General features: G+C 41.2%; 20 protein-coding genes. 5 read left to right on the top strand and 15 right to left on the bottom strand.

Annotation, left to right across the window (positions count from 1 at the left end; all coding sequences use genetic code 11):
- Positions 1-23 precede the first annotated feature (23 nt).
- The 6 genes from pfkA to AZE41_RS07670 form a co-directional block, all read right to left on the bottom strand.
- Entirely contained in the window at positions 24-983 is a 960-nt protein-coding gene (pfkA, locus tag AZE41_RS07695; protein WP_067207620.1) for a 6-phosphofructokinase, read from the bottom strand.
- 62 nt (positions 984-1,045) lie between these two features.
- On the bottom strand, positions 1,046-1,999 hold the full coding sequence (locus tag AZE41_RS07690; protein WP_067207617.1) for an acetyl-CoA carboxylase carboxyltransferase subunit alpha: 954 nt from the start codon (positions 1,997-1,999) through the stop codon (positions 1,046-1,048).
- Between the two features lies 1 nt (position 2,000).
- Entirely contained in the window at positions 2,001-2,861 is an 861-nt protein-coding gene (gene accD / locus AZE41_RS07685; protein ID WP_082786521.1) for an acetyl-CoA carboxylase, carboxyltransferase subunit beta, read from the bottom strand.
- The gene (locus AZE41_RS07680; protein WP_067207615.1) at positions 2,858-3,517 is read right to left on the bottom strand and encodes a FadR/GntR family transcriptional regulator; all 660 of its coding nucleotides are present in this window, start codon (positions 3,515-3,517) and stop codon (positions 2,858-2,860) included. Before AZE41_RS07680 ends, accD begins: the two co-directional genes overlap by 4 nt.
- Positions 3,518-3,693: 176 nt before the next feature.
- Entirely contained in the window at positions 3,694-6,777 is a 3,084-nt protein-coding gene (dnaE, locus tag AZE41_RS07675) for a DNA polymerase III subunit alpha (protein WP_067207613.1), read from the bottom strand.
- Between the two features lie 21 nt (positions 6,778-6,798).
- Positions 6,799-7,734 (bottom strand): DHH family phosphoesterase, encoded by a 936-nt coding sequence (locus AZE41_RS07670; RefSeq protein ID WP_067207610.1) that lies wholly within the window; start codon positions 7,732-7,734, stop codon positions 6,799-6,801.
- Positions 7,735-7,826: 92 nt separating this feature from the next.
- On the opposite strand from AZE41_RS07670, the gene AZE41_RS07665 reads away from it, so the two are divergent.
- The gene (locus tag AZE41_RS07665; protein ID WP_067207609.1) at positions 7,827-8,147 is read left to right on the top strand and encodes a YtpI family protein; all 321 of its coding nucleotides are present in this window, start codon (positions 7,827-7,829) and stop codon (positions 8,145-8,147) included.
- A 165-nt stretch (positions 8,148-8,312) separates the two neighbouring features.
- Here AZE41_RS07665 and AZE41_RS07660 read toward each other — a convergent pair whose 3' ends face one another.
- Both AZE41_RS07660 and AZE41_RS07655 read right to left on the bottom strand, forming a co-directional pair.
- A complete protein-coding gene (locus AZE41_RS07660; RefSeq protein WP_067207606.1) occupies positions 8,313-9,620 on the bottom strand; it encodes a DRTGG domain-containing protein in 1,308 nt (435 codons plus the stop codon).
- A gap of 122 nt (positions 9,621-9,742) precedes the next feature.
- Positions 9,743-10,423, bottom strand: coding sequence for a metal-dependent hydrolase (locus AZE41_RS07655; RefSeq protein ID WP_067207604.1), 681 nt, complete (start codon positions 10,421-10,423; stop codon positions 9,743-9,745).
- Positions 10,424-10,528: 105 nt separating this feature from the next.
- On the opposite strand from AZE41_RS07655, the gene AZE41_RS07650 reads away from it, so the two are divergent.
- Complete coding sequence (locus AZE41_RS07650; RefSeq protein ID WP_067207602.1) at positions 10,529-11,626, top strand: M24 family metallopeptidase; 1,098 nt, start codon at positions 10,529-10,531, stop codon at positions 11,624-11,626.
- A gap of 81 nt (positions 11,627-11,707) precedes the next feature.
- Here AZE41_RS07650 and ald read toward each other — a convergent pair whose 3' ends face one another.
- Positions 11,708-12,826, bottom strand: a complete 1,119-nt coding sequence (gene ald / locus AZE41_RS07645; RefSeq protein ID WP_067207599.1) for an alanine dehydrogenase — start codon at positions 12,824-12,826, stop codon at positions 11,708-11,710.
- 299 nt (positions 12,827-13,125) lie between these two features.
- Between ald and AZE41_RS07640 the strand changes: the two genes are divergently transcribed.
- Positions 13,126-13,575: a universal stress protein gene (locus AZE41_RS07640; RefSeq protein WP_067207597.1), complete on the top strand. Its 450-nt coding sequence runs from the start codon at positions 13,126-13,128 to the stop codon at positions 13,573-13,575.
- A gap of 130 nt (positions 13,576-13,705) precedes the next feature.
- On the opposite strand, the gene AZE41_RS07635 is transcribed toward AZE41_RS07640, so the two are convergent.
- The 5 genes from AZE41_RS07635 to sppA all read right to left on the bottom strand — a co-directional run bounded on the left by AZE41_RS07635 (position 13,706) and on the right by sppA (position 18,106).
- Positions 13,706-14,896 carry an acetate kinase gene (locus AZE41_RS07635; RefSeq protein WP_067207594.1) on the bottom strand — a complete coding sequence of 397 codons (1,191 nt, stop codon included), beginning with the start codon at positions 14,894-14,896 and terminating at the stop codon, positions 13,706-13,708.
- A 79-nt stretch (positions 14,897-14,975) separates the two neighbouring features.
- Positions 14,976-15,887 (bottom strand): class I SAM-dependent methyltransferase, encoded by a 912-nt coding sequence (locus AZE41_RS07630; RefSeq protein WP_067207591.1) that lies wholly within the window; start codon positions 15,885-15,887, stop codon positions 14,976-14,978.
- Positions 15,888-15,951: 64 nt separating this feature from the next.
- The gene (gene tpx / locus AZE41_RS07625) at positions 15,952-16,458 is read right to left on the bottom strand and encodes a thiol peroxidase (protein WP_067207588.1); all 507 of its coding nucleotides are present in this window, start codon (positions 16,456-16,458) and stop codon (positions 15,952-15,954) included.
- A 30-nt stretch (positions 16,459-16,488) separates the two neighbouring features.
- On the bottom strand, positions 16,489-17,079 hold the full coding sequence (locus tag AZE41_RS07620) for an RDD family protein (protein ID WP_082786520.1): 591 nt from the start codon (positions 17,077-17,079) through the stop codon (positions 16,489-16,491).
- 13 nt (positions 17,080-17,092) lie between these two features.
- Complete coding sequence (sppA, locus tag AZE41_RS07615; protein WP_067207586.1) at positions 17,093-18,106, bottom strand: signal peptide peptidase SppA; 1,014 nt, start codon at positions 18,104-18,106, stop codon at positions 17,093-17,095.
- Positions 18,107-18,212: 106 nt separating this feature from the next.
- Between sppA and AZE41_RS07610 the strand changes: the two genes are divergently transcribed.
- Both AZE41_RS07610 and AZE41_RS23200 read left to right on the top strand, forming a co-directional pair.
- Positions 18,213-19,013, top strand: coding sequence for an NAD kinase (locus tag AZE41_RS07610; protein WP_067207583.1), 801 nt, complete (start codon positions 18,213-18,215; stop codon positions 19,011-19,013).
- Positions 19,014-20,455: 1,442 nt separating this feature from the next.
- Positions 20,456-20,749, top strand: coding sequence for a hypothetical protein (locus AZE41_RS23200; RefSeq protein WP_231885790.1), 294 nt, complete (start codon positions 20,456-20,458; stop codon positions 20,747-20,749).
- 37 nt (positions 20,750-20,786) lie between these two features.
- Here the strand turns inward: AZE41_RS23200 and AZE41_RS07600 are convergent, their stop codons facing one another.
- The gene (locus tag AZE41_RS07600) at positions 20,787-21,119 is read right to left on the bottom strand and encodes a YhfM domain-containing protein (protein ID WP_067207578.1); all 333 of its coding nucleotides are present in this window, start codon (positions 21,117-21,119) and stop codon (positions 20,787-20,789) included.
- Positions 21,120-21,164: the final 45 nt, after the last annotated feature.

Genomic DNA, 21,164 nt, shown 5'->3' with positions numbered 1-21,164 from the left:
CAGGGAATTTTTGATACACAAAGTTAAATAGACAATTCGTTGGACAGCTTGTACATTTCCATATCCAAACCATTTGATTGTTCGAAAACATCTGTCAACTCATAGTCTACCACCACATGATTTCGCATGCCAATCGCAATGCCACCGCGTCCTTCTTTCAATACTTCTACAGCTTTTGCTCCGTACTGACTTGCAATGACACGATCACGTGCAGAAGGTGAACCTCCTCGCTGAATATGTCCAAGCACTGATATACGTGTTTCGATATCTGCTTCGCGCTTCAATATTTCAGCAAGCTCTGCGGCCGACATAACCCCTTCAGCTACAATAATGATACTATGCTTTTTACCTCGTCCCTTACCGCTTTTCAGCCGTTCGATGATCGTAGGCAATTCATACTTCTCTTCCGGTACAAGAATCGTTTCAGCACCGCCAGCCAGTCCCGCCCATAAGGCAAGGTCTCCAGCATCGCGTCCCATAACTTCAATAATGAATGTACGTTCATGAGATGTAGCAGTATCGCGAATCTTATCGATGGCATCTATGACTGTATTCAATGCCGTATCAAAACCGATTGTGAGTTCAGTGCCATTGATATCATTATCTATTGTTGCTGGAACACAGACACATGGTAGACCAAGAGCCGTTAATTCAAGTGCACCTCTGAACGAACCATCACCGCCAATGACGACTAAAGCCTCAATCCCGTTCAACTTCAATTGTTTCAGTGCTTTTTGACGGCCTTCGAGCGTCCGGAATTCAGCGCTGCGGGCTGACCGTAATATGGTCCCGCCCCGTTGAATTATATCACCCACGGAACCCAGTTGTAGAAGTTCGATTTTTCCTTCGATTAATCCTTGATAACCATTGAAAACGCCTGCAACTTCAAGTCCTTCATAAATTGCTTTCCGAACAACTGCACGAACTGCAGCATTCATCCCAGGCGCGTCTCCCCCACTTGTCAACACAGCAATCTTCTTCATTGAAATCACTCCTATGTAGATTTTTATGAACACGAAAAAATGCGGTCACCCGCATCTTTCTTTTATTCAGAAAAAACGCCTATACAGCGAAATTTATCATAACGATGGTCAACTAAGCCTTTACCATCTAGCGTTCCTAATTCATCCATCGAAGTTCGAATTGCATTCCCGATACTAATAGCTTGCGCTTTCGAGTCACGATGCGCACCACCTCGAACTTCTGGAATAATATCATCGATAATACCCATTTCTTTCAAGTGTGGAGCTGTAATCTTCATAGCTTCGGCAGCTTGTTTGGCAAGACTTGAATCTTTCCAAAGAATGGTAGCGGCTCCTTCAGGTGAAATAACAGAGTAAGTTGAGTGCTCAAGCATATGAATATGATTTGCCACCCCAAGTGCCAGCGCTCCGCCACTCCCGCCTTCTCCGATGACGATAGAGATAACTGGAACAGTCAAGCCAGCCATTTCAACAAGATTACGTGCAATCGCTTCGCTTTGTCCCCGCTCTTCAGCCGCCTTGCCAGGAAAAGCACCTTTCGTATCGATGAAGCAAATGATTGGTCTGCCGAATTTCTCAGCCTGTTTCATAAGGCGCAATGCTTTCCTATACCCCTCAGGATGCGGCATTCCGAAATTCCGTTTGACGTTTTCTTTTGTGTCTTTCCCACGCTGATGGCCGATAACTGTTATTGGAACCGATTCAAATGAAGCGATCCCCCCCACAATTGCTGCATCATCACCATAAGCCCGATCCCCGTGCAGTTGCATAAAATCTTCAAACAACATATTGATATAGTCAATTGTAGTTGGACGTTCCGGATGCCTTGCCACTTGAACACGGTCCCACGGTTCCATATTCTCATATATTTCTTCTTCCAAGTTCTTCAAACGAACCTTTAACGTTCCGATTTCATCTGAAAGATCAACCGAATTGTTCGCTGTGAACTCTTCAAGTTCTACGATTTTCTCGCGCAGCTTGACGATTGGTTCCTCGAATTTCAACGTTTTCCCCATTTCAGTTAGCCCCTTTCACGTGAAGTCGAACAATCTTAGATATAGTTTCTTTCATATCCGTACGATGAACGACTGCATCCAGTTGGCCGTGGTCCAGGAGAAATTCTGCTGTTTGGAAGTCGTCTGGCAATTTTTCTCTAACAGTTTGTTCGATAACGCGTCTACCTGCAAAACCTATGAGAGCTTTTGGCTCCGCGATATTAATATCACCAACCGATGCGAAACTTGCTGACACGCCGCCTGTCGTTGGGTATGTCATGACTGATATATATAACAAACCTTCACTGGCATGACGTGTAAGTGCGACACTTGTTTTCGCCATTTGCATGAGTGATAACACGCCTTCCTGCATACGTGCCCCACCGCTCGCAGAAAAGATAATCATTGGAATGCCAAGTTCAGTCGCTTTTTCGATTGCGCGGGTAATCTTTTCACCAACAACCGACCCCATCGAGCCCATACGGAAATGTGAATCCATAATAGCTACAGCAATTTCCAGTCCATCGATTTTACCTGTTCCAGTAAGAACTGCCTCATTCAAACCCGTTTTTCTCGAATCTGACTCAACTTTTTCAGTGTAAGCAGGAAAATTAAGTGGATTTTCCGTCTTCAAATGATCGTCAATTGATTTGAATGTCTCTTCATCGAATAGACAAGCTACACGTTCTGCTGCTGTCATCTTCAAATGATGATCACATTTCGGGCAGACTTTCATTAGTTTGATTAGATCTTTTGTTAAAATAATATTTTTACATTCTGGACACTTTGTCATAATTCCTTCTGGTACATCATTTTTAGCGTCAACGGAAGGAATTGTCGTCGTATGCTTTTTTCTATTTTTCATAAATAGATCGCGAATCATTTATTATTGTCCCCTCTTTCACTTTCAACTAGTTCAATCCATTCAGAATAGGCTTCCAACGTGGCAATCACGTTGCCATCACCCAAGTTTAGAAGCAACATTTTCACACTATCGTTTTCATCAACTTTTGTCATTTCACTGAATGGTACTTTACTATATTGTTTTAATAAAAACCAAATTTTAAGCGATAATCGATTTCCCGCTGCAACAATCATCTCACGGACAAGGTCCTCTCGTAAAATTTCCCCATCCTGATCAATTTTTTTCAGCAAGCTCTCCCATACTGGTAATGCCCGTAATGCACTGTCCTTACATATAGCGAGGATTGCCGCCGTTTCGTGAATTCTCCGTGTTTCCTGAACATCGATGACGGAATCGGGCTGTTGCATGATGAAAGCTGCAAGGACTTCAACAAGTTGATGCTTCCTGAAATCGACAAGGAACGTACCTTCACCACGCCGAGTTTCGATAAGCCCGAGCAGTTCCAAACTTCGTAACGCTTCACGAACCGTGGATCTTCCTGCCTGCAGACGTTCTGCCAGTTCACGTTCGGAAGGTAGCTTTCCACCGGTTTCAATGCCCTCTTCTTTAATTATCGATTTAAGTTCACCGACAATATCTAGAAACATTTTCGACGATGGTTTTGGATTTTGCATGCGTGGACCCCTTTGGAAATAGACATGATGATAAGTGGTCTGACCACTCCTGCCTTTAGCATACAGAAAACGATGCTGAACGTAAAGTGAAAGATGGAAATCGAATCAAACCGTAATACACAACACATACTTTTATGCAACGATTAAGAGACATGCCTGTTATATCAGCATGCCTCTTAACTGCCTTTCGTTTGTTGAACAAGTATTTGTGGCTTCCCTCTACGACGTTCGACAGTTCCTTCTACATGAATTATCGCCATTTCAGTAAGCTGACTTTCTGAAATCATATACTGTTTCGGGAATAATGTACAAGAAATTTGTCCCGTCTCATCTTGAATCGTAACAAATGCCATAGATTCCCCTTTTTTCGTTCTTATTCGTTTTATCTCAGTAATCAGACCCACCATTTTCACATATGCGCGGTCTGGAATTCCATCAATTGAAATAATGGTATGGAATCCACCACCTGCCGCTTTTTTCACTTCTGCTGCAGGATGTTCTGAAAGATAGAAGCCAAGTACTTCTCTTTCATATTCGAGTAGCGTCATGCGGGGCAGTGTTCCACCCGGAGAATATTTTGGGCTCGCCACCGAACGAAGCACTTCACTTAATAAATCATCGCCATCATCAGGGCGGATGAACAATGCATGAGATATCGCCGCGTCAATTGAAGCGATCAAAATAGCCCGTGATTCTCCAAACTCATCGAGTGCCCCTGCTTTTACAAGTGGCCTAATCGCCTTCTCAGTAAATACATCCCCACCGACTGATGCTGCCATATCAAATAATGTCTTCCAATTACCACCAGACTTCCTTGCACGCTTTATAGCATCGTAAAATGTAGGCGTCACACCTTTGATAGCGCCAAGTCCAATCCGAATTGAGCCTTTTTCAACTGTATACATATATTTACTGTGCTTAATAGATGGCGGTAAAATCTTAACGCCCGCCGCCTCAGATTCGCGCATTAACTCCATTGCCTTGTCATTATTTCCAGTCATTGATGAAAGGAGTGCAGCATAAAAATAAGCGGGTTCATTCGCTTTTAAATAAGCAAGCCGGTACGAGATAAGGGAATAGGCAACAGCATGACTTTTCGGAAATCCGTAGTCCGCAAACTTTACAATAAGATCGTAAATTGCAACAGCGGTATTTTCCGGAAAACCATTTCCAAGAGCTTTTTGCGTGAAATGAGTTCGTTCATTTTCTAGATTCTCCCGATTTTTCTTACTTACAGCACGCCTTAACAAATCCGCTTCACCCATCGTAAATCCTGCCACGCGGACAGCGATTTCCATGATTTGTTCTTGATAGACGATAACCCCATAGGTTTCTTTCAAAACAGATTCAAGTTGCGGATGAATATACGTTATTTTTTCATTATCATTTTTACGCCTGCTATACAATGGAATATTGTCCATCGGTCCTGGTCTATAAAGTGCATTAATTGCAAAGATATCTTCAAATTTATTCGGTCGAATCAAACGAAGGGCATCTCTCATTCCATCCGATTCAAACTGAAAGATCCCTGTCATATCTCCCGCCCTAAAAAGCTCAAAGGTTTTTTCATCGTTTAGGGGAATCTTTTCAAAATCCAAGCGAATTCCTCTGTCATAAGTAATCATAGATCTGATACGGTCTAATAAAGTTAAATTACGCAGACCTAAGAAGTCCATTTTCAATAAACCTTGTTCTTCAACATCTCCCATCGGCCATTGGGTAAGGTAAATTCCATCCGCACCACTTTGAAGCGGTACCACCTCAACAAGCGGGACAGGCGATAAAATCACACCTGCAGCATGTGTAGATGCGTTACGAGGTAATCCTTCAAGACGAATTGCTCCTTTCAACCAATCATTTCTTAGCGGGTCAATTGCAATCCAATCTTGCAGTGCCTTCGATTCTGCAACTGCCGCTTCAAGCGTAATTCCATGTCTATTAGGAATTTCCTTCGATAAATAAGCCATTTCTTCATTTGAAAAGTCAAACACACGTGCCACATTTCGAGCAACCGATCTGGCAGAAAGCGTGCCAAACGTAATGATTTGCGCAACATTTGTCTTCCCGTATTTCTGTGCAACATAGTCAATTACTTCCGCACGTCGATTATCCGCAAAGTCAATATCAATGTCCGGCATTGTTACCCGGCCCGGATTTAGAAATCGTTCAAAAATGAGCCTATATTTAATCGGATCAACATCTGTGATGCCAAGCGCATAAGCAACGAGCGATCCGGCCGAAGACCCCCGCCCTGGACCCGTCAAGATAGCATTTTCTTTAGCGTAACGCATAAAATCTTCGACAATCAGGAAGTAATCGGCAAAGCCCATTTCACTAATTACACTAATTTCATAACGGAGTCGTTTTTCATATGCCTCATCCACTTTGCCTAGTCGTTTTTGCAAACCCGTCATTCCATTTTGCTCCAACAAACTTGTCGCCGTTTCTCCCGCCGGAACTGGAAACACAGGCATAAGCGATTGACTCGGAGGCAATTCTGCATCACACGCCAAGAGGATACTTGACGTATTTGTAAGCCACTCTGCTCTGTCTGAGAACCATTCAGCAAGCTCAGCTTCTTCTGGTAGATATGCTGCCTTGTGACGGTTTTCAGGCCTAGCAGGGTCATTCAGCTTGAATCCTGTCCGAATTGCTTCCGCAACTTCATAAGCGAATGCATCCTCCTTGTCGGTGTACCGACTTTCATAAACCGCAACGATAGGCGTATTGGTTACATCTGCAATTTTCTCAATTAATTCTTCATCAGGATGTCTGACGCCTTCTGTCCTAGCAACACCAATGAATATCGATGACTTGTCGCAATCCTTTATGACGCGCTGGAACACTTCTTCGTTATGTGATAGTGAAGGCCCCCAGGATATATCCGTCAACGGACAAACGATGATACAGCCTTTGCTGTATGCTTTCAACCATTGTAGCGGCAGCGTTTCAGACTCTCTTACGGAAACGGCACTGCTCATCTTCAACAAATTTCGATAACCTTCATCATCTTTTGCGTAAACGTAAAGAAGAGCAACTACCCCTTCTTCAATTTCTAAAAAGATAGATAATCCTATAACCGGACGAATTCCGTATTTTTTCATCACCTTATAAAATGACCGAATACCGTACAACTTCGAGTTAACGATCGCGACGGCTTTAGCCCCTCTCCTTTTCAGAAGCGGGGCTAAATAATCTAGTTTATTAATTCCACGCAGAAGATCGGCGCCAGTTACTACTTGCGGATAGACAAGTGTCAATGCAATCCCTCCGCCTGTTTTTTATAGACATAATTGTTTTAACTTCGCGATGACTTCGTCTACTTCTTCCCATGAATGAACAGAAGCACCCGAGGCAAGAGGATGTCCACCGCCACCGTATTGGGCAGCTAAAGTATTGATGACAGGACCTTTTGAGCGTAGTCGAACGCGAATTTGATCCTCTTCTTCTATGAATATGATCCATGCACAAATCCCTTGCACGTCACCTAACGCCCCAACGAGTTGAGATGTATCAGATGCAGTTACGCCAAATTGTTTAAGTGTCGCTTTATCTATTTTAACAAATGCGGCTCCATTTTCATCCATGGTAAAGTTTTGGTACATATATCCTTTTAAATGTAGCAATTCCCGCTTAACTTCGTACATTCCCGCAAATAATTCCGGACGATCAAAATCAAATTTGATAAGCTCGCTAACTGCTTCAAAAGTTGTTGTTGTTGTACTTGGAAACAGAAAACGTCCTGTATCCCCGACAATTCCCGCGAATAGCAACCTAGCCACATCAGTGGTCATTTTCCACCCATAAAACTGTTTGCCTTCTTCATACAACGAGTAGATCATTTCAGATGTCGAGCTTGCAGAGGTGTTAACCCATTTGATATCGCCGTATGGGTCTGCATCAGGATGATGATCAATTTTCATAAGTACAGCACCTTCTGTATAAAACTCGCTGTCAATTCGACCCGTGTTTCCTGTATCAGTGACAATCACAAGAGCTCCTTCATAAAACGACCGCTCGACGTGATCTTGTTGCGCGAGATAGGTAAGTGATTCTTCGTGTTGGCCAACTGCAAACACTTGCTTATTAGGATAGTTTGCTTTTATCAATTCCTTCAGTCCTGATTGTGATCCGTATGCATCAGGATCTGGTCTCACATGACGATGAATAATGATTTTATCGTACTTTTCAATTGTGTCGATGATTTGTCTTTTCATATCCGATTCCCCCAAGCTTCGATATATTCAGTTCGCATTCTGCTCCAAAAGCCGCTACAATGTAAGAAGTTTGTATGTAATGGAGGGCTTTCATGTTAACGATAAATTTCATTTTCGTATTTTTCATCATCGCTTCTGCGGTCTTCTACTTTTACTTTAAGACTCGGCAGTTCCGCACAAGATCACTATTTCCAATTCGCAAGAAAATGTATGCTAGTATGTCTGGCGCCTCGCTCGGCGGTTTGCTGTTGTTTTTCGGATTCAATCAGCTGATGCTTTTTGACGGTATCACAACATATGTTATCGCAGCCTTATTTATCCTATTCGGAGCTTACGTAGGTATTTTTAATTTCAAGGCCTATAAACATTACAGAAGCTTTGTAGATGAAGAAACAAAGTTGAACGACAACTGATGCGCACATGTGCATCAGTTTTTTTGTCTTTATACGTTAAAATAGAGAATTCCATTGAATCCGCTGCGGCTACCCCTTGAAAGGCGCCTACGCTCAGTTATCAATACTTCAACTTATATGACCAATTTACGACAGGATGCTGCGTCCTTGGACCGCGTTCTTTAATTATCGTTCAAACAATTGATACATAATCATGGCCTTTGCAACTAGGTCCCCTTCGGTTAGTATGTCGAAATCGACTTTTACAAACCTTCTGCTCATATGTAATATCTTTGGAATAACGACAACTATACTTCCAAGTTCAACATTCTTAATGAAGTACAGTGACATATTTTCCGGGACACTTTCCCCGCGTTTCCGCATTTTGATAGCTCTGTTGCCTGCCTCAGTTAAAAGGGTGGTCAAAGCTCCGTATGACAAAGAACCAAACTGATTCGTCATCTGCGGGATAACTGTAAATTCGACAGTATGCGGTTGTTCAGGAATGGATTTCATCTGATTTTTAACAATATCATCAATTGTTTCACCCTGCTGAGGTTGACGCTGAGTCATTTGAAGCGCCTTCAAGACATCTTGACGACTAATAATTCCAGCAAGCAATCCCGCATCCGAAACAACTGGTAACAAATCAATACCTTCCCAAATCATACTATGCCCAGCCGAAGCAACAGATGTTTTTCCCGTAACTGTTATCGGATGACGTGTCATTACTTTTTCAATCAATTCATCATCCATTTTACCAATCGCGTCACGTGAAGTAATTACACCCACAAGTTTCCCCTTTTTCTCTACAACTGGATAACCAGTATGAGATGTCCTATCGTTCACTTCATGAAAATGAGTGACCTGATCTTTTGCTGAAAGTGTAATTGTGTCAGCGAGCGGGGTCAAAATATCTTCCACCAGCAAAATTTCTTTTTCAATTAACTGATCATAGATTGCCCTATTCAACATCGTTGCTACGGTAAATGTGTCGTAACTCGTCGAAATAACCGGTAGTTCCAATTCATCCGCTAACTTCTTCACTTCATCGGATGCGTCAAATCCACCAGTGACTAGCACTGCAGCCCCTGCAAGAAGCGCAGTTTCATGCGCTTTCAATCTATTTCCGACAATCAAAAGACTTCCCGCATCGATGTAGCGCATCATGTCGTCTAATTGCATTGCACCTATAACGAATTTCGTCAACGTCTTATGTAATCCCCCACGGCCACCGATTACTAGCCCGTCGACAATGTTAAGTACTTCTGCAAATGTGAGTCGTTCAATATTCTCTTTCTTTTTCTTTTCAATCCGGATTGTTCCTACACGTTCAATCGTATTGACGAGCTTCTGATTTTCCGCCTCTTTGATGGCCCGGTAAGCAGTCCCTTCGCTGACAGACAGCGCCTTCGCTACTTGGCGGACCGAAATTTTCTCACCGACGGCTAACCCCTCGATATAGCGGAGTATCAATTCATGTTTTGTCGCCATGTCTTCACCTTTTCTCTATCATGACCTTAAGGACATTCTACCACAAAAGGCTTAAGAAAAGCGCTAACCGGGCGCCTGGACGCAATAGATAAGCTATTTCAAAAAACTTTCGCATAGCTCTTTTATAATTCAAAAACTTCTCCCGCTATCATTATTTTCACTTCATGTCCTTCCACTAGCGCTTTGAATGTTTCGGGGTCTTGCTCAATCGGCGGAAATGTATTGAAATGGATTGGTACAGCTAGTTGCGGATTGAGCAACTTGACTGCGCATGCAGCATCTTCAGGGCCCATTGTAAAATTATCACCTATTGGAACAAATGCGACATCGATTGGATGACGCTTACCAATCATCTCCATATCGCTAAAAATTGCCGTATCCCCAGCATGATAAATTGTTTTCTCTTCCACCATTACTAAAATACCTGCTGGCATACCTGTATAAATGATGTCATTGGTCTCTGTTGTGTAAGAAGAACTATGAAATGCTTGCGTATATTTTACTGTACCGAATTCAAATTTACAGGCACCTCCAATATTCATGCCATGTGTTCTTATTCCCTGCCAACCCAAGTAAACGGCAAGTTCATTTGGTGCTATAACTAGTGCATCGCTCGCCTTTGCAATTGCCACCGTATCTCCAACATGATCATTATGTCCATGCGTCAGTAAAATAATATCCGGTTTTTCGTTTCCAACTTCAAGATCTGTAAGCTTATTTCCTGTAATGAACGGGTCAATGAGAATTGTGCAGTTGCCTGTTTTTATTTTCACAATTGAATGACCGTGGTATGATATTTGCATTGAATAATCTCCTCCAATTTCTTATCTTATTAAACAATTTTCGTTATACAACCTGAAAACCCTCTTTTTTGTTATGATAGAAGTATATTAGAGGAGGTCATTGAATTGAGTAAAGTTAAAGAAATACAACAGTTTTTACAGAAAGAAAACTTGGACGCGGCATTTATCACTACACCAGATAACGTATTTTACGTATCTGGATTCCAGAGTGACCCGCATGAACGTCTTCTTGGCGTAATGGTATTTAAAGATGCAGAACCATTTGTAATTTGTCCCTTGATGGAAGTACCTGACGTAAAAACAGCGGGCTGGTCCTATGACGCTGTTGGTCACGAAGATACAGATGATGCTTGGGTTATCGTAATGGAGGCTGTCCGTAAACGTGGAGAACTCCCTGCTTCAATCGCAATTGAGAAATCTCATTTGACAGTGGAGCGTCTTGAGCGGATGAATGAACTGTTTACTGGCGCTAAATTTGTTCGCCTTGACGAACAGCTAAACGGCATGCGTAACATCAAAAGCGAAGATGAACTAAATAATTTACGTAAAGCCGCTGAACTGGCTGATTACGCTATTGAAGTTGGTTGCAGAGAAATCGCTGAAGGAAAAACTGAACTTGAGATTCTTATGGCAATTGAGTTTGAAATGAAGAAAAAAGGAGTTCAGAAAATGTCGTTCGATACGATGGTTCTTTCTGGCCCGAAAACAGCATCTCCACACGGTATACCTGGAGATCGTAAAATCCAAAAAGGCGACTTCATCCTCTTTGACCTAGGCGTCGTTTATAACGGCTACTGTTCAGATATTACACGCACAGTTGCGTTCGGTGAACCAACGGATGCAATGCGTGAAATTTATGAAACGGTAAGAAAAGCGGAGCAGGCTGCTGTTGATTTGGTTCGTCCCGGCGTCAAGGCTATGGAAATTGATAAAGCTGCGCGTGATGTGATTGATCAAGCGGGTTACGGTGAATACTTCACACACCGTATCGGTCACGGACTTGGAATTTCAGTTCACGAGTTCCCATCCATGACTGGTACAAACGAATTTGCCCTTGTGGAAGGTATGGTCTTCACAATTGAGCCAGGTATTTATAATCCAGCAGTTACGGGTGTACGGATTGAAGATGATGTTGTCGTTACAGCTGATGGCGTCGAAGTATTAACCAAGTTCCCTAAAGAATTACAGATTATTCAACCATAATTAGAAAAGGCTGTCCACACTCTAACAAGTGTGGACAGCCTTTTTATATCAGCAGGGACTTCTGCTGAATCAAGTTAAACATTATTGATTCAAAAGTGTTTCAGCGGATACATACTCAACACCTTGAGCATCTGCTACAGCTCTATACGTAACATGCCCTTCCATTGTGTTGATACCTTTTTGAAGAGGAACGTTGTCTAAACAAGCTTGTTTGTAGCCTTTATTCGCAATTTGAAGTGCATAAGGAACTGTAACGTTCGTTAATGCAGTTGTTGAAGTTTGTGGAACTGCACCTGGCATATTCGCTACCGCGTAGTGAACAACACCATGTTTCACATAGGTTGGCTCATCATGAGTCGTTACACGATCCGATGTCGCAAAAATACCACCTTGGTCAATTGCAATGTCTACAAGAACAGATCCAGGTTTCATTGATTTAACCATTTCCTCTGAAACAAGTTTCGGCGCTCTCGCTCCTGGGATTAAGACCGCCCCGATAACAAGGTCTGCATTTTTTACTGATTCAGCAATGTTGAATGGATTTGAAACAAGTGTCTGAATATCATTGCCGAAGATTTCGTCTAATTGACGCAGACGATCGACTGACAAGTCAAGAACAGTTACTTTCGCACCCATACCAACCGCAATACGAGCAGCATTTGTTCCAGCTTGCCCACCACCAATAACAGTTACGTGACCACGTGAAACGCCCGGTACGCCACTCAATAGAATACCTTTACCACCATTTGTTTGTTGTAAGTATTGTGCACCAATTTGTGTAGCCATGCGGCCTGCAACTTCACTCATAGGAGCTAGAAGAGGCAACGAGTTATTTGGAAGCTGTACTGTTTCGTAAGCGATTCCTACAACTTTATTGTCAAGAAGTGCTTTTGTTAATTCTACTTCAGGGGCAAGGTGCAAGTAAGTGAACAAGATAAGCCCTTCACTGAAATAACCATACTCAGCGGCAACCGGTTCTTTTACTTTCATAACCATATTTACATTCCATGCTTCTTCTGCAGTTGCAACGATTTTAGCGCCTGCTGCAGTATAATCCTCGTCCGTAAAACTTGAACCTAGACCTGCACCTTTTTCAATGATAACTTCATGACCTGCCGACTTTAAGTTAAAAACCCCTGCAGGTGTCATAGCGACACGGTTTTCGTTGTTTTTCACTTCTTTTGGGACACCAATAATCATTGCGATTCCTCCTAAAGATAACATTTAGTTAGTTGACCATTCGAAAATCTTTCATCCAGGCCAATCTATTTTTAATATTATCAGATAGTAAGGATTTATGCTGTATTTTATCAATTCGCAGAATACTCTATTACTCAAAAGTCTTATTATTCGAGAAATTTTTTACTCTTAATTCGAAAATGTGACATTTTTGTCGAAACTAAAACTATTCGTCACTTTATTCTTTATTATTAAAAGGTTTTTCATCCTTTTTATCGAAGTAAGTAAGTATACCTATTTAAAGAATGGAGTGAAATTAAATGACATTAGTATACAAACAAATTCTTGTTGCTGTCGACGGATCAAAGGAATCAGAGTGGGCTTTCAAAAAAGCGGTGGCAATTGCCGATAGAAACGAGGCTACATTAAACTTGATTAACATCATCGACACACGTTCATATGCTGCGGTCGAAGCTTATGATCGGTCGATTGCCGAAAGAGCACAAAAGTTCGCAGAAGAATTGTTAAACGACTATAAATTGGAAGCCGAGAAAGCTGGCTTGCAACGCGTTAATGTCATAGTAGAATATGGGTCACCAAAAACAATGATTTCGAAAGATATTTCTAAAAAACTAAATGCAGACCTTATCATTTGTGGTGCAACTGGCTTGAATGCGGTCGAACGTTTCCTAATCGGTAGTGTATCCGAAAACATCGTCCGTTCTGCAAAATGTGACGTCCTCGTCATTCGTACACCTGAAGCATTATAATACGAAAAGCGCAAGGCGCCTTCTAGACAAAGTGCTAAGTCAAAACTTATATCTTCTTATCTTTTCAAAAAAGAGTTGCCCATTATTTCCCTGGGCAACTCTTTTATTATCTAACACTCAATTGGATGTTTTATAACTTCGCAACACGCATCGTATCACGTGCAATCATTACTTCTTCATTCGTCGGGATTACTAACACCTTAACGGGAGAGTACGGAAAGCTGATATGCACTTCCTTACCCCTGATAGTATTCAAATCCGGATCAACATAGACCCCCATAAATTCAAGACCTTCTAACACTTTCTTACGAATGACATCACTATTTTCACCGATTCCGGCTGTAAAGATAATCGCATCCACTCCGCCCATCCTTGCCGCATACGAACCAATGTATTTATGAATTCGATCTGCGAAGACATCTAGAGCCAGCTGTGCACGCGCATTCCCTTTTGAAGCCTCGATTTCAATGTCACGTAAATCGCTTGAAAACCCTGAAATAGCAAGCATTCCCGATTGTTTATTCAAAACGTCTAGGACTTCTTCGACCGTCTTTCCCGTCTGCTCCATAATATATGGGATGAGTGCCGGATCGATATTTCCTGAACGCGTCCCCATTGTCACCCCCGCAAGAGGGGTAAAACCCATCGACGTATCGAGTGATTTCCCACCTTCAACAGCAGCTATACTTGCACCATTTCCCAAATGGCAGGAAATAAGACGTGTATCTTCAAGTGGACGATTTAATAATTCCGCAGCACGTTCCGTTACATACTTATGGCTTGTACCGTGGAAACCGTATTTTCGGATGCCATATTTTTCATAATACTCGTAGGGTAACGGATAAAGAAAAGAACTTTCCGGCATCGTCTGATGAAACGCCGTATCAAAAACCGCAACAGCAGGCACATTAGGCAATGCTTTACTAAACTCCTTAATGCCAACAATGTTTGCGGGATTATGGAGTGGCGCAAGGTTTGATAGTCCCTCAAGCGTTGCAAGTATCTCATCATTGATGAGTACGGAACCGCTGAAAACTTCGCCACCGTGTACAACACGGTGACCGATCCCATCAATTTCATCGAATGATCGAACGACTCCTTCACTAATCAGCATCTTAAGAAGCATAGCTACAGCTTCGGTATGATTCTGGATATCTTGACCCTTTTCTACCCTGCGTTGTTCGAACTTCATGTTGAAAATCGATTCTGAATGACCTATTCTGTCAATTTGTCCCTTTGCTATTACGTGCTCTTCTGGCATCTGGAGAAGTTGAAACTTCAAGGACGAACTTCCAGCGTTTATCGCTAAAATGTTCCGCATATAAAGCGCTCCTTTTACACATATTTCTTTACCAAGCAATTCTAAACACACAGCTACCGAGTAAGTCTAGATTCCAGCTTTATTCAGTAGCCCAAATATCGATTTTCTGAAGAAACAGGGCCATGGCATGCTTATCAGTCATATTAGGAACTTTAGCAAGAAGAACATCATGTGTCACTTTTGCTTCTGGTAAAGGTTTTTGTAAGATTAATATACTTTTTGCATGCGCTACATTTTTAAATAACGAATCAGGTAACTGAATAATTGCCCGGATATTCGTTTGTTTTTTCAAATAGGGATGCAATGTAGGCGATTGATCGGACTCAAACAAATTTGCAGGTATGATGAATACACCGTGCCCACCTGGTTTCGTATGCTTCATTGATTGTTCAATGAACAGATGATGTGCATAAGCATGCCCCTCTGCAGGCATCAATTCATAATTGAGTGCATTTTCATCATCAGGATAAAATCCGACAGGTAAATCGCTTATGGTGATGTCGACTGGATCGACAAATAACGGTCGCAATGCATCCTGCACATAGAATGTGACAGGGTGCTCAAGTAATTCCGCAGTAACAGCGGACAATCTCACTAACAAATCATCAATTTCTATTGCTGTCGCAGTGACATCGTTCTCAATTGTGTTCATGACCGTATAGAGAAGATTTCCTGTACCAGCTGCAGGGTCAAGAAGTGTAATACCTTGTTCACCTATCGCCAATTTTCCAGCAATATGTCCAATGAGCATTCCGATTGAATCAGGAGTCATCTGGTGGTTAGGCTGTACATTTTGCTTCATCCCCTTCAGGACTGCAAGCTGGATACCTCTACGGATATCCTCTTTAGTTACTGTTTCTGATACCGCAGGTTGCGATTCTCCTGAAAGCCATTTTTGACAAATATCAATGGTTGCTTCCAGGTAAAGTACTTCTGTAGATTCTGCATATGCATCAATGAATGAAAATATTTTTTCTGTATTAGTTGTCATTTAGTTATCCCTCAACTCACAAAACCCACCCGTTTCCGAGTGGGTTTTCATTAGTATTTTTTAGTTACTTCGTTAATTCTTTTACCGCTAAGATTGCTTGTTCATAGTTAGGATGGTCTGTACCTTCGCCGACATACTCAACATACGTCACTTTATCATCTTTATCGATAACGAAGACAGAACGTGCAAGCAAGCGAAGTTCTTTCATTACGACGCCGTACGCTTCTCCAAATGATAAATCGCGATGATCGGATAATGTCTGTAGATTTGCAATACCTTCAGCAGCACACCATCTCGCTTGTGCAAAAGGAAGATCGGCAGAAATCGTCAATACTTGAACGTCATCCCCAAGAGAAGCAGCCTCTTCGTTAAATTTACGCGTCTGTGTTGAACAGACACCCGTATCAATTGAAGGAATCACACTGATTAACCTGATTTTCCCTTTTGAATCGGCAAGTGTCACCGGACTCAAATCGTTCGCAAGTGCTGTAAAATCTTGCGCAGTATCACCTACTGCAACTTCTTTTCCAAGCAATGTAACAGGGTTGTTCTTGAATGTAACGTTAGCCATTAAGACGCCTCCTCTTCTAAGTCTATCTTACTAAATGATAGTACCGTCTTGCAACTGTTGTCCCTCAATCCGTTTACGGTAATCTACAACCATCTCTTTTTCATAAGAATGCTCATGTTCAACAACAGTATCGGCGAATAAGTCATGCAATGCTTCTTTTCTAGGCATAAATAGGACCAGCAGATAAGGGATGACCAACATTTTGGATATGAATCTTCCGATGACTTCGCGGAATATGACAGACCCCCACGTAAGCTTACCCTCGTCTTTAGCCACTACTCTTATGCCCATGATCATCTTCCCTACTGTTTGCTGTAAATACTTCGTCATAAGCGCAAAGTAAAGTAACATCAAAATAAGGATAGTAACTTTATAGGTGCTGAAGAAGAAGAATGAGGGATTTGTAATCTCCCAACCTGCAACTCGAAAAATCGGTTTAATGATAATCCCGCTTATTGCTGATAAAACAAGAAGATCGATTGTATATGCCCATAGTCGCGTCCAGAAACCCGCATACTTCGCCCGATAATGTTCAGTTTGAATAGTCTCGTAATCTGGAATAGGCGTCGCAGCAGTGGAATTCCCCGTCAGATCCGGTTGTTGTTCGATGTGTTCCGACATTCGCTAGCCCTCCTTATTTTTCACCATACAAATACATCATCCGTGGTGCATTATAATCGTTTAATAACTTACCGATTAGTTCAGACTCAATATTACCGCCAAACATATTTCCTGCTTTCACGCCGAGTATTGAAGTCCAGCTATCAAGGGACGTATACTCAAAGACTGTGGCATCTTGAAGATTATAATCTTCTTTCATGGCAGCAATAACATCACCCGCCTTGCCGAATTCATCTGCAAGCCCAGCTTCGATTGCCTGACGCCCATTCATGATACGGCCATCAGCTACTTTTTTCACTTCAGCCTCTGTCATGCCGCGACCTTCTTCGATAATATCAACAAAGCGTTCGTAGGAATCATTTATCATTTCTTGAAGCATTACGCGTTCTTCATCTTTCATCTCACGAGATCCACTCATAATATCTTTATATGGACCTGTTTTAATCGTGTTAAAATCAATGCCGTATTTCTCAGCAAGTTTCGCATAGTTAACACTTTCCATAATGACACCGATTGAACCTGTAATCGTTTCACGATTAACAAATATCTTATCAGCTGGAGCTGATACATAATAACCGCCTGAAGCAGCCATTCCGCCCATCGAAACATACAGCGGAATCTCTCTTTCTACTTGAATCATACGGAGAGCATCATAAATGTCCGCTGATTCAACGACTCCGCCACCTGGTGAATTCACTTCAAGCACAACGCCTTTTACATTAGTATCTTCAAGAATTTCAGACAACTGATTCATGAAATACTGATGATTATAACCTGCAGATTGGAAAAGGGATGACGTATCCCCTAAGTCCTGAATAACCCCATCAAGAGAAAGAACAGCGATTTTATCCTTACCCGTTCCTTCCTCAATAATCGCTTCCTCATACCCCGAAGATGAAGTTGCCATCATGTCTTCAAAGAATCCGTTGAAATCTCTCGTAAATATGTACGATAGTGAATTTATGCCTATTGACACAAAAACAAGTGCTGCAGCTACGATGATTGCAATCCATCGTTTAATTGTCATTTCAAATTCCTCCTTTTTCATTCCATTAACTTATACGTTCGGACACACCAAAATGTTTCACCACGTGGTAAAATCAGTATAACTTATTCAGAGGGGGCTTTGTGTAATGACAGATCGAATGAATATTTTTATTTACAGTAAACATGATGAAGATTCACTTGATAAAAAATCCAAAGTGGCAGATGCGTTGATTCATGAGGGTTTTACAATGACCGACAACGATAAAGATGCAAATATTATCATCAGCATCGGTAGCGATGGTTCTTTTTTACAAGCGGTTCGAAAAACCGGTTTCCGACAGGATTGTTTATATGCAGGTATTTCTTTAACAGGTAAACCCGGACTTTATTGTGATTTTCATTATAACAATCTTTACGAAATGACGCAGACCATTCGTAAAGAAGGTCTTGAAGTGAGAAAGTATCCACTTATCGAAGTAAAGATTGATGATCACCAACCATTCTATTGCCTAAATGAATTCAGTATTCGCTCGAATATCATTCGGACATTCGTCCTGGATGTCATTATAGATGATAAATTATTCGAAACATTCCTCGGTGATGGTCTAATAATTTCCACACCGACTGGCAGTACTGCTTACAATAAGTCTGTCAATGGAGCGGTCGTTGATCCACTACTTCGGTGTTTCCAAGTGACTGAGCTTGCTTCCGTAAACAATAATAAATACAGAACACTTGGCTCGTCCTTCATAATGAGTGGCGAACGTAAATTCCAACTAAAAGTTCATCAGGATGGCAACGTTTTCCCTTTAGTTGCTGCTGACAATGAAGCGCTGGGGATTCGCCAAGTTGAAAGTGTGGAAATTAGATTAAGCGATAAAACTGTGAAAACTGTGAAACTGAAAAATAACTCCTTCTGGGAGAAAGTGCAGCGAATTTATTTATAAAAGAAAAGCAACACCGCCTGTCGATTACCGTTTTATAGCAATACATATGATTTCAACATTGAAAAGCTCAACTACTTTAGTAAGAACCTTTCAATCTACAATTACGTCTGTTGATTAACCATTTATTTGCATAAAATACTGGTATTAAGGCTTGGAAAAACCCATTTTCACTGGACCATTTCCGGTTCGCTTTCGGCGAACTAATCACGACAGTTTTACCGTGAGGCATGTGTGGCTAGAAGTGACTCCGTCACTTCTAGCCACACTTTTTTTGGGTCATCATGTTGTGAATAGTTGCCTGTCGCGTTCCTACAATGTTCAAGTGAAAAATACAGTTGTTTTGAAAGAAAAGAATAGATGACTTTCTATAGGGATTGTAAGTGTCCGAAGATGCAATTTCTGGCACTCTTGCACGTTATATTGCTTACTATTAGCAAAAGAGTATGCATGTAATCATGTGATACCATATAGAAATTGACACTTCTTTACTAGTAAAAAAGAGAAAACCCTAAAGACAGTTTCAGCCGCCAAAATAACATCTTTGGCGGCTTTTATCCAGGTCTATGCCCCTCTATTCTTTCGTCCCAAAAAGCTTTAGCACTTCGTGTACTTATGAAATTGGAGCGCGATGGAACAATCATGATTTATCTTCGTCTTAAGTATGTACTTACTCCTAATTCTTTCATTTTATGGCATTACCCTATCTCCATAACCTGATTTCTCCATAAAAATTTAAAAAATATGTTTTAAAGTATTTCGGCATTATTAACTCACTTATCCCTAGCTCTATATATGTTGAACAAATGAATACAACGTATGCGCTTTACAAGGGCTTTTGAAAGGCTACTGAAAAAAACAATAATTGGAATGAAATAAAAATCCTACGAATACCGCTTCGACGCTTTGTGGATGCCTCCCGCGATAAGCCAGAAAGAAGACCACTTTCAGTCTTATCGCTCCGGCTACCACGAAGACGCGCCTTTGCTAGATGGTCTATGTGAGATAGCGCATTTCATTTTCAGGGATGAAATATGCAACCTGTAGTGTGTCTTTCTTGAATAGAATGAGTAGCAAAAAGTAATCACATTATAATCTCAGCATATACATCTCAAAATCATATTTCTCTCTATAATGAACACCCTAGCGCAGGCGCGGCAAAGGGGTCGCTGAAGTCGTAAGACTGGATGCGAAGCGCTAATCCAGTCTTACAGCGAGAGGCATCCCCAGAGCGCCAAGCGTTCTACAATCCACACACCGAATTACAACTCTCTCATTATTGAGCACCATAGCAGATTCAATGAGATTCTTTAATTCAACATATATACTATATTTTTTAATCCTGTTTTATCATATAGATGAGCTCTAAGCTCTAAAAAAGTAAAGGATATGTACGTGAAGATTTATTAAAATTGAATAGGATTTTTAGAAGGGAGTGGAATGGAATGGAAATAACTATTAATTCATTGTCCTTTATACTTTCTTTACTTTGTATTCCTCTGTTTTTAATCGCAATATCGTCTGCGGATTTTTTTAGTTTTACCACAAAAATCATAGGGCTTTTTCCATTAGATATTGTCTTAGGCATAACAGTGATAACATTTTTTCTTGGAGTCATCGGGTTAAAGGATGTAAGGGAATGGAAGGCAATGGCAAGAGGTATATTTACTATAATTTTCATGTCAGTTTTTTCAATCGTATTAACTTTCATTATATTCATCGGCAGAATGCTTGGTTAACCTTCTTCAACTAACTGCTTCGTTCGTTGAAGAAGGTTTAATCTCTATTAACAAACCCATTAACCTCTTGAACTGAGCTAGTTGAAAGTCTGTAAATAGTATGAGTGTCTTTTGTATTCATTATTGTTCCATTGTCTTCTGAAATCCAAAGGGAATATGATTCTTCACCAAGGTCGAATCTATACGACGGATTTACCATATTAACAATTCCTAGTTCGCTGGTCGAATCACTCACCGCTTTACTGAATATAGCTATTCCACTTTTTTCTTTTAAATCTAAATACCCCGTTTTTTTTTCTATTTGTTCCTTTTGAAAACTCCCTACTAGTAAAGTTCCTAGTATAATAAATAGCATTGATAACTCTTTCATATTATCCCCCCTTTCTACTAGTAGATGTGTACTTATCAGATGGGT

It is taken from the genome of Sporosarcina psychrophila (assembly GCF_001590685.1).
GTDB classification, from domain to species: domain Bacteria; phylum Bacillota; class Bacilli; order Bacillales_A; family Planococcaceae; genus Sporosarcina; species Sporosarcina psychrophila.
The sequence above is the reverse complement of the archived record's forward strand: the minus strand, read 5'-3'. Positions and strand labels throughout refer to the sequence as shown.